Consider the following 14709-nt stretch of genomic DNA (forward strand, 5'->3'; position numbering starts at 1 on the left):
GAGCCAACTCGAAGGCAGGAACTAAAAGTGAAGCATCAGGTGTCGGAAATGCTGCGACAAATGCGAATAAGCCGAATCAAGCTAAGCAGGGAATTGGTGGAGCATCTGGCTCGCAGATTTCTAATAATACTAATAATAAACCGTCCAGTTCTTCAAACAATGGCGGTATCAACAAGAAAGATTCTGGTAAAAAATAATGTAAAAACGGAAAGAAACTTATCTTTCCGTTTTTACTGTCTTGACAATCATTTGAGATATAGTATAATGAACTTGTATAAATTATTTATTGCTTTTCAGTTGAGTATGAGGCCTGTCGGCTTCATTCTATCTTTAAGAACTGACTTTCTACTCTTTACTGAGATTTAGACTGCTTAAGAGATAGTGCCAAAATACAGAAAAACAATCTACGAAGCTATGGGATTGGTATTTTGAAAGATTTTATGTAACAGCTTAGACATTTATTATGACTATCGGTAATATTATGACTTTTCGGGCTATGGCTTGAAGAACACTAAGGAAGATTTTTTCAGAACTGACTACATAGGATGTTTTGTTATTAGAATCGGTTTTTGGTGTGCTTTGAACTTGTTTGAGAGGTCTTTTTTTGCTGAACAAATGAATGTCGAATCAGAAGGTATTTCCAGTTGGAAAAAATTCTGATTTCACAGGTGTTCAAATGGCAAGCTACAAGTGTGGCTTTTTTTGTTTGGACAGACTTATGAACGCATCAATAAAGGAGGTGATCTTATGTATCGAAAAGATTGTGAGCTCAATCTAAAACAAGCTCCCTTTCGAGTGTTGATTTAGTGTCTAATAGACTAGAAGTCAATGCATCTTAACGAAAGGGGGTAGTGTAATGGTAAGTCAATTCTGGGATATCATTCTTTATGTTGTCAAATCAGTCCTAGCATATATTTGTTATAAATGTATTGACTGCTGGTTTGAGACTATTAGAGGTCGTAAGAACAGCGCGAAGAAACCACGCCGGTTCCCGACACGCCGCAGAAAGAAATAGTTCTGCCGCCCCTGTGTTCCATTCATAGAGAACGTAAAAAAGCCCTTATCTATTGCAGTAGATAAGGGCTTTGGGGTAATAAGCAATGGCTTAAAACCAATTCTGGGACCTTTATTATATCCTTTTTTTTTATTTTGTCAACCTATTTTTTATACCTAAGATGGACTGGTTCTGAAGTTTAGGAGAACTTTTTATCATAGATTGTTTTTTTCTGAAATTGCGTTATAATATAGTAAATAAAGAAAGTAAAGGTGTCGTATGATGAAGAAAAAACCTATTCTCTTGCTTTTAGCAGCTTCCGTAGTTTTCCTTCTGTTTTTATCAGCCTGCAGCTCCAATAAGGAAGGCGATACTAATGGTTCCAGTTCCGAAGTGCAAAAAACGAAAGAGGGAATTTATGAGCATCTGAAAAATGCGAAGAATGAAATTTGGTATGTAACTAAGGAAGTATCAAAAACCTCTTATCCTTCTTATATCTATATCTTCAACAAGGGAGAAGTCAAAGGTTATAATTTATTTGATGCCAATATAGAAGGGAAATCTTTCGGAGATTTAGCGCAGATGTCCGATAAGGAAATTATTGATTACTATGAAAGTCAGGAAGGGGCAGCTTTAAAAGGTCTCTCTGAGCAGGCAGATTCGTTTTATGCGAATATCAATCAAAATGAGGTGTCTAAGGCAACATCTGAAGCGTATAAAAAATACGCAGACGGGAATGGCGAGCTTCCTGCTGTTAAGTACACGGTTAAGCTAGTGACAGATGAAAGTGGGACTGGTGTCGAAAGTGAGAATATTGATATCAATCTCTTGGGTGTCGGTCAACATGCATCAAGAGTTGGAGAATTTCCACATTATACTGCTGTCTTGAAGCATGTAACAAGCACTACTAAGATTTTTGATAGCACCTATAATGGTTTTGAAACAGAGGATGCTGCGAAACCTTTATTTGTTACTCGTAGTAAAAAGCAGTTTGACTTAGATACTACTAAAACAAATGCTAAGGGACTGGAAATAGAATAAAAATGGAAACGGAAAGAAACTTATCTTTCCGTTTTTACTGTCTTGACAATCATTTGAGATATAGTATAATGAACTTGTATAAATTATTTATTACTTTTCAGTTGGGTATGAGGCCTGTCGGCTTCATTCTATCTTTAAGAACTGACTTTCTACTCTTTACTGAGACTTAGACTGCTTAAGAGATAGTGCCAAAATACAGAAAAACAATCTACGAAGCTATGGGATTGGTATTTTGAAAGATTTTGTGTAACAGCTTAGACATTTATGACTATCGGTAATATTATGACTTTTCGGGCTATGGCTTGAAGAACACTAAGAAAGATTTTTTCAAAACTGACTAAATAGGATGTTTTGTTATTAGAATCGTTTTTTGGTGTGCTTTGAACTTGTTTGAAGGGTCTTTTTTGCTGAACAAATGAATGTCGAATCAGAAAGTATTTCCAGTTGGAAAAAATTCTGATTTCACAGGTGTTCAAATGGTAAGCTACGAGTGTGGCTTTTTTTGTTTGGACAGACTTATGGACGCATCAATAAAGGAGGTGATCTTATGTATCGAAAAGATTGTGAGCTCAATCTAAAACAAGCTCCCTTTCGAGTGTTGATTTAGTGTCTAATAGACTAGAAGTCAATGCATCTTTAACGAAAGGGGGGAATGTAAATGGTAAATCCTGTTTGGGAAATCATTTTTCATGTTGTCAAGTCAGTTCTGTCATATATTTTTTATAAATGTATTGACTGCTGGTTTGATACTATCAGAAGTCGTAAGAACAGCACGAAGAAACCGCGCCGGTTCCCGACACGCCGCAGAAAGAAATAATTCTGCCGCCCCTGTGTTCAATATATAGAGAACGTAAAAAAGCCCTTATCTATTGCCGTAGATAAGGGCTTTGGGGTAATAAGCAAATGCTTAAAACCTGTTTGGGAGTCTTCATTGTACCTTAATTTTTCTATTTTGTCAAGCTATTTTTTATACCTAAGATGGACTGATTCTGAAGTTTAGGAGAACTTTTTATCATAGATTGTTTTTTTCCGAAATTTCGTTATAATATAGCAAATAAAGAAAGTAAAGGTGTCATATGATGAAGAAAAATATCTCCCCCTGCTTTTAGCAGTTTCCTCAATTTTCCTTCTGTTTTTATCAGCCTGCAGTTATAAAGGAGGCAATACCAATGATTCCAGCTCTGAAGTGCAAAAAACGGAAGAGGGAATTTATGAGCATCTGAAAAATGCGAAGAATGAAATTTGGTATGTGGCAGATGAAGTATCTAAGGAGAGTCATCCTTTTGCTGTCTATGTTTTTAATAAAGGAAAAGTCAAAGGGTATACAACTTTTAATAGGGATGAAGGTAAATCCTTTGGCGAACTGTCTAAAATGACCGATGAAGAAATCATGGAATATTATGAAAGTCAGGAAGGGACTTTTTTGAAACATATCTATGATGTGACTGCCAGCAATGCAGAACAATTTCCAGACGAGACTCAATATAAGGAATTAGCAGAAGCGCTGAAGCCTTATGGAGATGGTAAGGGCAAGTTACCAACGGCTGATTTTCAGGTTAAACTTGTAACGGATGATACTGGTAAGAATATTGCTAGCGAGAATATTGAAATTGATTTTTTAGATATTAGTAAGCCGGACCGGAATTTTGGGACTTTTTGGAATTATACTTTGAAATTAAAACATGTTACGAGCACAACCAAGGTTTATAATAGTACTTATAATGGTTTTGAAACAGAAGACGATCACAAGCCGCTCTTTGTCACTCGTAGTAAGAATGAATTCAAACTGGATACCTTAAAAACTAAAGGGATTGATGTTGAATAAAGATGGAACTGGAAAGAAACTTATCTTTCCAGTTTTTTTGTCTTCCAGAATGGACATTCTTATGCTAGTTCCCCAAGAGTCAGTGTCAGAATGCGAGATAAAATCTGCGAAGCTTATAGACGAGAGTTTTGAAAAGAATTTATATAGAGACCCGAACATCTATGTTGATGAATTGATTTCTTGAAGAAAGATTTTTCAATGCGATTTAACTTACTTTGAAAGTTTTTTGCTGGTTTGATACTATCAGAAGTCGTAAGAACAGCGCGAAAAAACCACGCCGGTTCCCGACACGCCGCAGAAAGAAATAGTTCTGCCGCCCCTGTGTTCAATATATAGAGAACGTAAAAAAGCCCTTATCTACTGCAATAGATAAGGGCTTTGGGGTAATAAGCAAATGCTTAGACCCTATTCGGGACTTCAGTATACCCTATTTTCCCAATTTTGTCAATGGGGATCAACTTAAAGAAAGGTCTTTTTCAGTGTTCTTTATCTTACTTTGAAAGTTTTTTGCTGGTTTGAGACTGTTAGAAGTCGTAAGAACCGCGCGAAAAAACCGCGCCGGTTTCCGACACGCCGCAGAAAGAAATAGTTCTGCCGCCCTTGTGTTCAATGTATAGAGAACGTAAAAAGCCCTTATCTACTGCAGTAGATAAGGGCTTTGGGGGTAATAAGCAAATGCTTAGAACCTATTCGGAACTTTAGTATACCCTATTTTTCAATTTTGTCAATGGGGATCAACTTAAAGAAAGGTCTTTTTCAGTGTTCTTTATCTTGCTTTGAAAGTTTTTTGCTGGTTTGATACTATCAAAAGTCGTAAGAACAGCGCGAAGAAACCGCGCCGGTTCCCGACACGCCGCAGAAAGAAATAGTTCTGCCGCCCTTGTATTCAATGTATAGAGAACGTAAAAAGCCCTTATCTACTGCAGTAGATAAGGGCTTTGGGGGGTAATAAGCAAATGCTTAGACCCTAGTCAAGAGTCTTTATTATACCCTAACTTCTCTATTTTATCAACCTGTTTTTTATACCAAATACAGAAATTTTTGGGCTATTTGGATTATGTTCCCGCTAGAAAAGGCAGGAACTTTGATAACCAATTGAGCAAGATATAGCCGAACAGTAGTCCCGAGGTGATGAAACCTAGGAAAATCGCAAAGGTGTAGGAGGCTAGCTGAAAGCGAGGATTTTTTAAATCGTTCCAAGTGACTCCAAAACTTCCACCAAGACCGCCGCAGATGGATGTTAGTGTGAGAATGAGAATACGTTTAAGTTTGGAGTGAGCTAGACTAGAATAGCTGAAAGCGACAGGAATTTGCCAAAGCAGCCAGACTAGTAGAGTTAGAAAGGGATGTTGTTGGATAAAACTGGAAATCAATAAACTGCCTCTTAGGTTATATTTCTTCCTATTTTATCCCAAGAAAGGGCAAAAATCAATCTAAAACAAGGGCTTCTGCTTTATCATAAAGCCTTATGAGATTTTGATAAAGTATAATGTTTTTATAATACTTAAAATAGAGAAAAGGATAGGATTTATGGCTCTAAAAAAACCAAGTTCTTCCAAAAAAATGGGAAAAAAGAAAAAACAAGAAACAACCGGAAACGGTAATAGTCGGCTTGGGAAGATTGCGGAAAATCAATTTTCTTATGATACAAAGGAGTTTGAAAATCGCGATTTTCTTTCTACGGTCGAATTGCTGGACACTAAGGCGATCTTAAACAACGTCAAGGGACAGCCGATTGCTTTGGAAAATGGCTATTCAGGCTATCTGCAAATCATGGAAGTGAGAGGGAAAGATTTGAATTCTCTTTCGGACAATGAGCGGCAGCGAACCATTCAGAACTTCAGGAAATGGAACTCTGAGATCACCTTTGACTATATGTTTGAGTCTACAACTCTACCGACAGATACTTCCGAACAGATTATTGAGTCTAGACGGATTTTAAATGAAGTTCGGCGAGAAATGAGCAAGACCGGAATCAGTGAAAACCGAATGGAGCAGCTGAAGGATCGGGAAAGTATTCTCATGCAGAATATTCTGTCGGAAGAAGCTGTCGAGCAGGAGTTATACAATGCAGAATTTTTAATCTGGCTTTACGGAGACACTATTGAAGACTTGCATAGGCAGGTGCGTAAGGCCCAGACTAGCGGAAATGGGGATTTTGTTCCAGTTATTGTTTCGGCTAGCAAAAAAGAGCAGATTCTTAAGCAGTACAACAATCAAAATGAAAAGGTGTAGTAGAGATGTTTTTAAAGAAACGAAAAGTTAAAAAGTTGATAGCTAGAGGCTATGACTTGCCCTTCATCAGCCGGATTCAGCCTCAGGGGAATATTGACTTTAAATCCGATGACCGCTATTGGAAGTCAGGAGATGGTTATCATGCAACCTTGTTTGTAACGGGATATCCTACAGGTGGCCTGAATGACTACTGGGGTACGGAACTGATGCAGGTACAGGGAACTAGAGCCTTTATGCATGTCACTCGCTTAGATAATAAGCTGGTGCAGGAAAAGGCCTCCAAGGCTGTCGAAGAAAAGAGTTCACGGATTGATGAAAATCAAAAAGCTACTAAGAATCAGGCCGAACTGGATGAAGTGCAGGATTTGATGTTGCTGGAACAGGATATTCGCCACAATAACTCGGGCGTTAAGGGTATTTGGACCCGTATCTATGCTTCGGGGAATACTGAAAAAGAGCTGTTTGAAAAAATGTCTGAGATTAAAAATGGGGCGCCGAAATTTTCCATGACGTCCTTTATCGGTGAGCAGGACATTGAGTATCATTCACCTTTTGTTCCACCTTTGCGTCAGAAGGATTTGCCCAATCACCGTCAACCCCAGCCGGTGCCGGTACGGGATTTGTCTGGTGGTTATTGGTTTAACCACACCAAGCTGGCAGATCCGCATGGAACTTACTTTGGCTACACGCCAACCAGCGGTGCAGTCAATCTAGATTTCCTACAGAATGATGATATTCGGACTCGGCCTTTTATGTTTGTAGCCGGTGCTCCTAAAATGTATCAAAAGAAGTTCGTCCTCAAACACACGGATTCCCTCTATGCTAGAGGACACAAGATTATCAATATTGACTTGGATGGAACTTTTCATGATTTGACAAAGTTTCAATACGGAAAAGTGCTTAGTATGTCTGGTGGAGCTAATAAGATCAATATCATGCAGGTTCTCCCAACCATGACCAAGGAAAATGGAGTTGAAGTTGATGAAATCGGTTCTTTCCGTCTACATGTGGCTAAGCTAAAAAGTATTGCTCAGGTGCTGAACCAGGAGATCACTTCTGACGATTTGCTGCGCTTAGAAGATTTGATTACAGATTTTTATGTATCTATTGGCTTATGGCAGCACAATGCAGAGAAGAATGCCGAAAAGATTCATATCACAACGATTGTTAATGATGAGCATCCTCGTCTGTCCCAGTTTTGTTCGTTTTTGGAACAGCGTTATCGGGCAGCAGGAAAGGCCGGAAATGATCATGATACGAGATCTGTAGGGCGTATTTCCAAAACTTTCAGCTCTCTCAATAAAAACTACGGTCCAATCTTTGATGTCTACACCAACTTTGAAGACTTGTCAGAGGAGCAAGTGGTGACGATTGATCTGTCGGAGCTGACTAAGACACCTATGCTGCTTAATCTTCAGTTGACCCAGGTTTTGTCTCTGATTTCTTCTTATGTGGTTAATAACGGGAAAATTCAGCGGCAGAAGCGCAAGCAAAATCTGTCCCTGACTCATGATCAGTTGACTCACTATGTGATTAATATTTCTTCAGCACAGATGGTTTTGGATATCCGCTATTCTCAGTCAGTAACTTTCCTGGCTGATATGATTGAGGAAATGGGGACGAACTATGCAGGAGTTGTACTGGAAATGTCCTCCCTGCAGAATGTTTTGGTTGCCAGCGGAAATACAACCCTAGATATTTATGCATCATCCATCAGGCGGATTTTCTCCTTGATGCAGTATCGTGTCTTTGCTAATACAGATGAGACTACAGTCCACCTACTGGCAGACGCTCTGAGAGAGTCCATGACAGAGTCTGAGCTGGAAACTTTGCCTAACCTAGTTCAGGGGCAGCTCTTTCTCAATATCGCTGGGCATGGGAATGTTGTCTTTAACCAGGAATTTTTAGGGAACGAACTAGAAAGATATGCCAGTGTAGATTAGGAGATGATATGCTTGTTTTACGGTTTAACAACTGGTTTTACTCAACCAAAACCTTAAAAACCTTCTTTTGGCTGCGTTGGATTGCAACAGTAGCTTTTGGTGCTGCTTTTCTGCTCGGCTTTGGTCTGAACTTAGCCTATTTAATGGCGCTATCTGGAGGTCGCTTGGTGACGATGACTTTTTCTGTCTCCTTAATTGTTGGAGCAGTTGTTCTTTGCTTTCTCCTTGCTCAGGGAAAGTATCAGGCCATTGTTCCAGTTTTGCTGCTGACTTTTCTCCCTTCTACGCTCTTGACAGAGTTTGGGGTGACCGCGGATTTATATTTGGTTTTGTTGCTGTTTATCTGTTATTTAGAGTCTGTTCATCGCCGGTTTGTGGTTAGTGTAATAGCTAAGCTGAGTAAAGAATTTTCTCCTCTATATAGCAAACGTCTGAATAATAAGAAGCAATATCGGGCTTATCGTCATGCCTATATGGTGTTGGAACTGTTGAATCCTGATGATTTTCGGCTGACCAAGGAAGTGACTAAGACAGTATCAGACAAAGTCACAGGGCTGAATGAAAAAGAAATCACCAGAACTTTCAAAATCAAGGGTTTATGGGGCTCGACAACTATTACTGATGAGCTCTACACTAGTCCCCAAAAAGGCCGTTTTTCTGTCAGACGAAAAATTTAATGCGTAAAATCAATATAGAAAGGACTTCAGGCAGAAAGGGGACTCCCTCTGCCTGAGGAAAATGTAAATGGTAAAGTACAGACTTGTCCGGCCAGATGTAAAAAAAGCTGAAATGCATGAGGAGAGGGAGGCGGAGTCTTCGCATTCTACAAAAAGACGTATCCGAGGCCCTATTTCCCTCTATAAGGATACCGTAGAATCCTATCGTGCCAAAAAGGAATCTGTCAGCAACTATTACCAAAACATGGTAGATGAGCAAAAAACCTACTATGATCATGGTGATGACTGGCAGATTCAGGAGCAGTACAAAAGAGACCGTGAATTTATCAAAAAGCTCTTAAAATACGGTCTGGTTGTAGCTGTCCTCGTTGTATTGTACTGGCTTTTACGAACTTTTTTTTGAGAGGTGTAGAGAAGTATGGTATCAGAAACAGCCAAGAAAGCAGCTAAGAAAGCAGTGAAGGGTGCGGTTAAAAAGGCTATCTTTTTAAAAGTCTTTCTTTGGATTGGAATTCCTGTTCTGCTTATCTTGCTGATTATGTTTCTATTGGCAGCTATCCTGATGGGAGGAGGAGCTGAAAGTAGCGGCGGATCCAGTGATTGTAATCCAAGTGGTCAAACCTCTCCCAATACAACAGAAGAAACAACATCGGCCAATAGCTCTATAGAAGAATTTGTCAAACAGCATGAGAAAGCCTATTTAGACTCCTGGAAAGTAGGTGGCTTTTTGCCGTCTGCCTCTATCGTACAGACCCAGATTGAGACCTCTTTTGATCAGAGCGTCCCATCTTTTGGTCAGGCTCATAATATGGGTGGGGTCAAATGGAATAAAAGGTCAGATTTTACTCAGACTATTTCTTTATATGGAAATAGCTCCGTAGCTGAGAGCGGACCAGGTACAAAAGTTGGAGATGGGACTGGAGGAGAATATGCATTCTTCTCAACCTTTGATTCTGGTATTGTCGGCAAGGCAGAGTTTATGAAAAATCAGACTCTCTATAAGGGGGCTATTAACAATACGGACGGAATCAGTACGCTTAGTGCCATTGCAGATGGTGGTTGGGCAACGGATCCATCCTACAAGACTAAGTTGCACGACCTTTACAACAGCTTGGGCTCTAAGTTTAAGTGGCTAGATGAGAAGGCCATCTCCCAGTATGGCTCTAGCCCTGTAACATTAACTTCTTCTGGCGGTGATTCTTCGGGCAGTGAAACGGATAGCGGTTCCCCTTCATCCAGCGGACCTAAGAAAAAAGGTTGTAAAGATGGCAGTTCGACTGGGACCAATGGTGATGCTGTTGATGGTTCAGGCAAGGTGCCAGAGGATATAACTGCTGCAATCTATACTCCAAGTACTCTTCCAGCTAGCTTAAATCCTTATCTTTTAGATCCAAGAGCTTTTGGTATGGAATATGGTGGCAGTGGAGCTAACTGGGAACACCCTGATGAGTTCTATCTGGCTGGTCAGTGTGTTAATCTGACTATCAGCTTTGGGAATATTCTGTGGGGCCACAAGGGAGTTGTCATTGGGAACGGAATTGACCAAGCAGATGCCTGGGCAAGAATCTTTGGGAATTCTACAAAGAAAGCACCCAAAAAAGGAGCTATCTTTTCCTGTCTAAGTGACAGCGGGAATCCTGCAGGGCATACTGGGATTGTCTGTCATGTCTTTGAAGACGGCAGTATCCTGACCTGTGAGCAGAATAGTTCAGTTAGTGGTACAAATGCAGGTAAACCTTTTACTTGGCACTACTGTGTGATTAGGCCGGCTGAGCAGGCAGAAAAACATTATGAGTTTGCTTATCCAGATGATAGAGAGCCTAATCTAGGCGGTAATAAAACGGGAGCGAGTAACTAGCCAGACGAAAAGAGGTAATGATGAATCCGAGAAAGAAAAGAAAATTAATGATCACCCTAATTTGCTTAGGTACGGTGCTCTTCATAGCCATGCTTGTAACAGTGTTTTTAAATAGGCAGGCTAGGAAGAAGGCAAGAGAAGCGGAGATTTCTCAGACGAGCTCTACAGATGGGTCTTCTGAAAGCTATTCATCTCAGTCGTACCGTGAACCAACACCTAACGAGAAAAATTATCAGTATGCGCGTGCAACCCTAGAGAGACCAGAGAGCGTGGTGACTGAAGAGAAAAAAAAATAAAGTGGCTGAAGCTTTAAAAATAGCGGTCGAGGATATCAAAAAGCATCCTGATACAGCAAATATCTCCGGGAATATGGATAATCATTTAGCCTCTACTTCTAGCCCCATGGTCCTAACGTTTGCTATGGCCATAAATTTAGCTGGTTATAACATAGATGAAAGTAAAACAGAGGTTTTTAAGTCTTACAGTGATGATGTGCTTCAGTTCCTCTGTGTCATGACCAAGGAAGGGAAGGAAAATTCCTATTTTGTCGGTAACTACAATGACTATACCGGCCAGCTTCAGATTGCTTCCTACCACGGTGGCAATATCAGAGTTCGGGGAGACTGACTTTATTCATTAACTATTGCTGTATATTCTCACTGCAACTGGTGAAATAAATCGGTTTAGGTTATACTAGAAGACAGAAAAGCAAAAGGAGAGGTTGTATGCATAGTCATTTAAATGCAATAGAATTGGATCATCTAATTGAGCAATGCCAAAGTGGCGAGCTGAATGCAGCGGATTTGGATCCTCTCCTGGTCTACGAGATGGAACTCAGAATTAATGAACGCTTAGCAGAAGATCAGGAGCCTTTGATGTTTACTTTTCACGAAGTTGCCTATAACGGCTTTGTTCCGAAGGCTCACTCTGTTTGGGTTCGCGACCGTGATTATGTTAGGTTGTTTGGCTTTCTCTTTTTCACAGTAGCTTTGATTCTTTTATTGCTTTGGATTTTTTCTGGTGGAAGCTTATTCAGTGGTAAAAATTTTCAATCTATCTTAAACTTACTCTTCCTTTCTATTGTAACTTTTCTCATGCTTCTCTTAGTTTCCAACAAACCAGAGGATGATTTAGAAAAAGAAAACAAGTAAGCACTGCTAATTTTAGCGGTGCTTTTATAATTATTCGCATCTTATTTTATTGCTTGGTTCCAACAATCCAGAGTGAAAGTGGTTGCGAAAGGTCACAGAAAAATAGTAAAACTATTTACGATAAACAGAAAAACGCTTACTCCTGAGCTATAATAGGAATAGCAAATAATTGAAAGGACATTCTGTTATGAAAAAGAATAAAATAATCCTTCTATCAGCCTCTGTTCTACTTGCAGCATCTATTGGTGTTAATCTTGTCCATGCTGATGATCCGAATCCAGTGACCCCACCGAGCGATGAACGCCCAGTTCAGCCGACTCCGCCGGTAGATAACAACGGCAATAACAACCAACCAACCCCACCACCTTCTGATAATAATGGCGGTAATGATAACGGTGGCAACAATGGCGGCAATGGTAATGGTGGTAATAACAACGGCGGCGGCAATAATCAGCCGACCCCACCAAGCGATGACGGGAATCCAGTCCAACCCACTCCACCTGTAGATAACAACGGCAATAATAACCAACCAACCCCACCACCTTCTGATAATAATGGCGGTAATGATAACGGTGGCAACAATGGCGGCAATGGTAATGGTGGTAATAACAACGGCGGCGGTAATAATCAGCCAACCCCGCCAAGCGATGATGGGAACCCAGTCCAACCCACTCCACCTGTAGATAACAACGGCAATAATAACCAACCGACCCCACCGCCTGCTGATAACGGCGGCAACAATGGCGGCGGTAACGGCGGTGGAAATGGTAATGGCGGTAATGATAATGGTGGCAATAACAACGGCGGCGGCAATAATCAGCCGACCCCACCAAGTGATGATGGGGATCCTATCCAGCCGAACCGTCCTGGTCAGCCGAACCAACCAGATCCCAAGCCAGCGGTACCAGATCCATCTGACCAGCAACCTGCGCCGAAAGCTCCTTCCAAACCGAAAGCTAGCCAGAAGTCGGCTGATCAGGTGGCGAAAGGAAATGGAGCAGGGCCAAATGCTGCGGATCCAACCATTTCTGTGCAAGGTTCAGCGGAGAATTTGAAGAATAAGGCGAAGGAGAACAAGCCTGTTGCTACTCCAACTGCCCCAGTCCTTCCTGCCACTGGAACGAACCAAAGTTTTCTTGCTTTAATAGGTACTGCCATGCTATCGGTATTAGCTCTTGTTGGGTTTAAACGTAAAAAAACTGAGTGATTTCTCAACATAACTTTCTAAGTTTAAAAGTCTGATTTGTATTCAGACTTTTTCTTTTTTCTCTCTTTATGATAAAGCTCTATAGGTAATCTTTCCTGTATAATTTTAAGTAAGAAATATTATAAAAAGGAGGTGAAAAAGGATTGTCCAATATCCTAAGTAAACATAGAATCAAACAAACCGAAACCGGAAAGTATGTGGCCATTGTTCCGTCCTGTTTTAGTAAAGATTATTACCAAAGCTTTTATATGAGACGACTCCACCCTAGCCGTTCCTTTCCTTTTCGCTTAAACGGTCTGTATGAAATTAGTTACCAGAATGAAGCGGATTTTCTTTTGGTAGGACGAGAACTGTCCCAACTGGAGAAAGACATTCTAGTCTTTATTGCTCGTTTTCGCAATGTCCAGAAACTTCATATTCAAAAAGAGATGGGAAGCAATGTCTCGGGGAAGCGTATTGAAAAGGCGGTTCAAAAACTATGCCAGTATTTTTTGATTGAGACTTGGGAATTTCCGCGACAGGACAAGCCTGAAGTTAGTGCAGCTGCTTATTCTATCAGCCAAAATGGCTATCGCTTGCTGCGCTATTTTCAATTAATCGAGCAGCAGGAGTACTATAAGCAGGAAAATTTATTTGAAGATGATCTTTATCAGCCTCTTCGCTTTTGGAAAATCGTAGACACCTATCAGATTTTCAAATTATCAGCTCATTACAAAGGTTTCTTGCCTCAGAAAATGTTGGTACCCCAGCCCTATACCATTAAACAGACCAAAAAGAAAATGAATTCGTTGGGAGAAGAGAAGAAGACCCAGACAGAAAAACAGATTTTTTTGCGTCAGGCTCTTTTGCAAGGAGAGTTGCTCTTTGAAAATCCTAGATTGCAATATGTCTTTGACCTCTACCCTCTCGTGACGGAAGCAGACTTGGAGGAACTTCTGCTGATTTTACAACATTGGTCTGTGTTAGAGGATCCTTATCGCTATTTGGTTCTGATTGTGGATTCTTGGGATCGTGTAGAGGAAGTTAGTCACAAGTATGACTTATCTGCTTATGAAGCTAATATCCTATTTTTTGATTTGGACAGCGCGCAGCATGAGGATTTACAGAGCTCCCTCTATCAGTTTGATGCAGATAGCAGCAGTTATTCTCTTCTGCCCTTTAAATTACGCATCCAGTAAAGTGCTGGACAGCATTAGGCAATGACTTTTTAGAGCTATGTTGTAAGACTGGACTGAATAAAATTTAACAAAAAAGTTTTTGGTTAAATTTATAGAATTTTTTAAGAATTGTGGTATACTCTTAAAGTAGAAATTCCACCTTTTTTGACGACAATTCTTGCTCCTTAAAACTCTTACCGAGGTATGATTCGAGACTCAATAAGCGGTTTCGGATAAATGGACGCAAGAGGATAAATTGGTGTTCTGACAGGCAGAGTACAAGACCTAGACGAGATGATAGAAATAAAAGAGGAGTCAAAATGAATGAAGCAAAAACCCGATGATAAGAAATATTTAGTCATCCATGGAGAAAAACTAATACAGGAAATAGCTCAAGACTTCCCAGTTGTAATCCAAGAGTATGACGGGACCAAGGTTGGTTTGGTGAAAATTGATAATCCAGAACAGCTTCCAGAAAAACTAAAGGCATTATTTGAAGATGGTATTGAAATATTATAAAATCAGGCGCTGAAACGAATCAGTGCCTGATTTTATATATCTATCTAAAATGAAAGGAAATTATGGGTAAGATGAGGCAATCAAGTCAGCTACAATACAAAG

At 40.2% G+C, this 14709-nt stretch carries 13 protein-coding genes; all 13 read left to right on the forward strand.

The window, feature by feature from the left end:
- Positions 1–1273 precede the first annotated feature (1273 nt).
- The 13 genes from RG608_RS07735 (at position 1274) to RG608_RS07795 (ending at position 14607) form a co-directional block, all read left to right on the forward strand.
- A complete protein-coding gene (locus RG608_RS07735; protein WP_268687084.1) occupies positions 1274–2035 on the forward strand; it encodes a hypothetical protein in 762 nt (253 codons plus the stop codon).
- Between the two features lie 1069 nt (positions 2036–3104).
- On the forward strand, positions 3105–3860 hold the full coding sequence (locus RG608_RS07740; protein ID WP_308946807.1) for a hypothetical protein: 756 nt from the start codon (positions 3105–3107) through the stop codon (positions 3858–3860).
- A 1530-nt stretch (positions 3861–5390) separates the two neighbouring features.
- On the forward strand, positions 5391–6095 hold the full coding sequence (locus RG608_RS07745) for a hypothetical protein (protein ID WP_002928875.1): 705 nt from the start codon (positions 5391–5393) through the stop codon (positions 6093–6095).
- A gap of 5 nt (positions 6096–6100) precedes the next feature.
- A complete protein-coding gene (locus RG608_RS07750) occupies positions 6101–8038 on the forward strand; it encodes a virulence factor (RefSeq protein WP_308946808.1) in 1938 nt (645 codons plus the stop codon).
- An 8-nt stretch (positions 8039–8046) separates the two neighbouring features.
- The gene (locus RG608_RS07755) at positions 8047–8715 is read left to right on the forward strand and encodes a hypothetical protein (protein WP_002928879.1); all 669 of its coding nucleotides are present in this window, start codon (positions 8047–8049) and stop codon (positions 8713–8715) included.
- Positions 8716–8782: 67 nt separating this feature from the next.
- Positions 8783–9118: a hypothetical protein gene (locus tag RG608_RS07760; RefSeq protein WP_002928881.1), complete on the forward strand. Its 336-nt coding sequence runs from the start codon at positions 8783–8785 to the stop codon at positions 9116–9118.
- Between the two features lie 15 nt (positions 9119–9133).
- Positions 9134–10573, forward strand: coding sequence for a CHAP domain-containing protein (locus RG608_RS07765; RefSeq protein WP_002928883.1), 1440 nt, complete (start codon positions 9134–9136; stop codon positions 10571–10573).
- 20 nt (positions 10574–10593) lie between these two features.
- Entirely contained in the window at positions 10594–10869 is a 276-nt protein-coding gene (locus tag RG608_RS07770; protein ID WP_308946809.1) for a hypothetical protein, read from the forward strand.
- Position 10870: 1 nt separating this feature from the next.
- Positions 10871–11200 (forward strand): hypothetical protein, encoded by a 330-nt coding sequence (locus RG608_RS07775; RefSeq protein ID WP_308946810.1) that lies wholly within the window; start codon positions 10871–10873, stop codon positions 11198–11200.
- Positions 11201–11298: 98 nt separating this feature from the next.
- Positions 11299–11724, forward strand: coding sequence for a hypothetical protein (locus tag RG608_RS07780; protein WP_002928887.1), 426 nt, complete (start codon positions 11299–11301; stop codon positions 11722–11724).
- A 187-nt stretch (positions 11725–11911) separates the two neighbouring features.
- Positions 11912–12931 carry an LPXTG cell wall anchor domain-containing protein gene (locus tag RG608_RS07785; RefSeq protein ID WP_308946811.1) on the forward strand — a complete coding sequence of 340 codons (1020 nt, stop codon included), beginning with the start codon at positions 11912–11914 and terminating at the stop codon, positions 12929–12931.
- A 143-nt stretch (positions 12932–13074) separates the two neighbouring features.
- Positions 13075–14109: a hypothetical protein gene (locus RG608_RS07790; protein WP_268687080.1), complete on the forward strand. Its 1035-nt coding sequence runs from the start codon at positions 13075–13077 to the stop codon at positions 14107–14109.
- 303 nt (positions 14110–14412) lie between these two features.
- Positions 14413–14607: a hypothetical protein gene (locus RG608_RS07795; RefSeq protein WP_002898659.1), complete on the forward strand. Its 195-nt coding sequence runs from the start codon at positions 14413–14415 to the stop codon at positions 14605–14607.
- Positions 14608–14709: the final 102 nt, after the last annotated feature.

The organism is Streptococcus sp. IsoGale022, from assembly GCF_031142805.1.
Classification (GTDB): Bacteria; Bacillota; Bacilli; order Lactobacillales; family Streptococcaceae; genus Streptococcus; species Streptococcus sanguinis_A.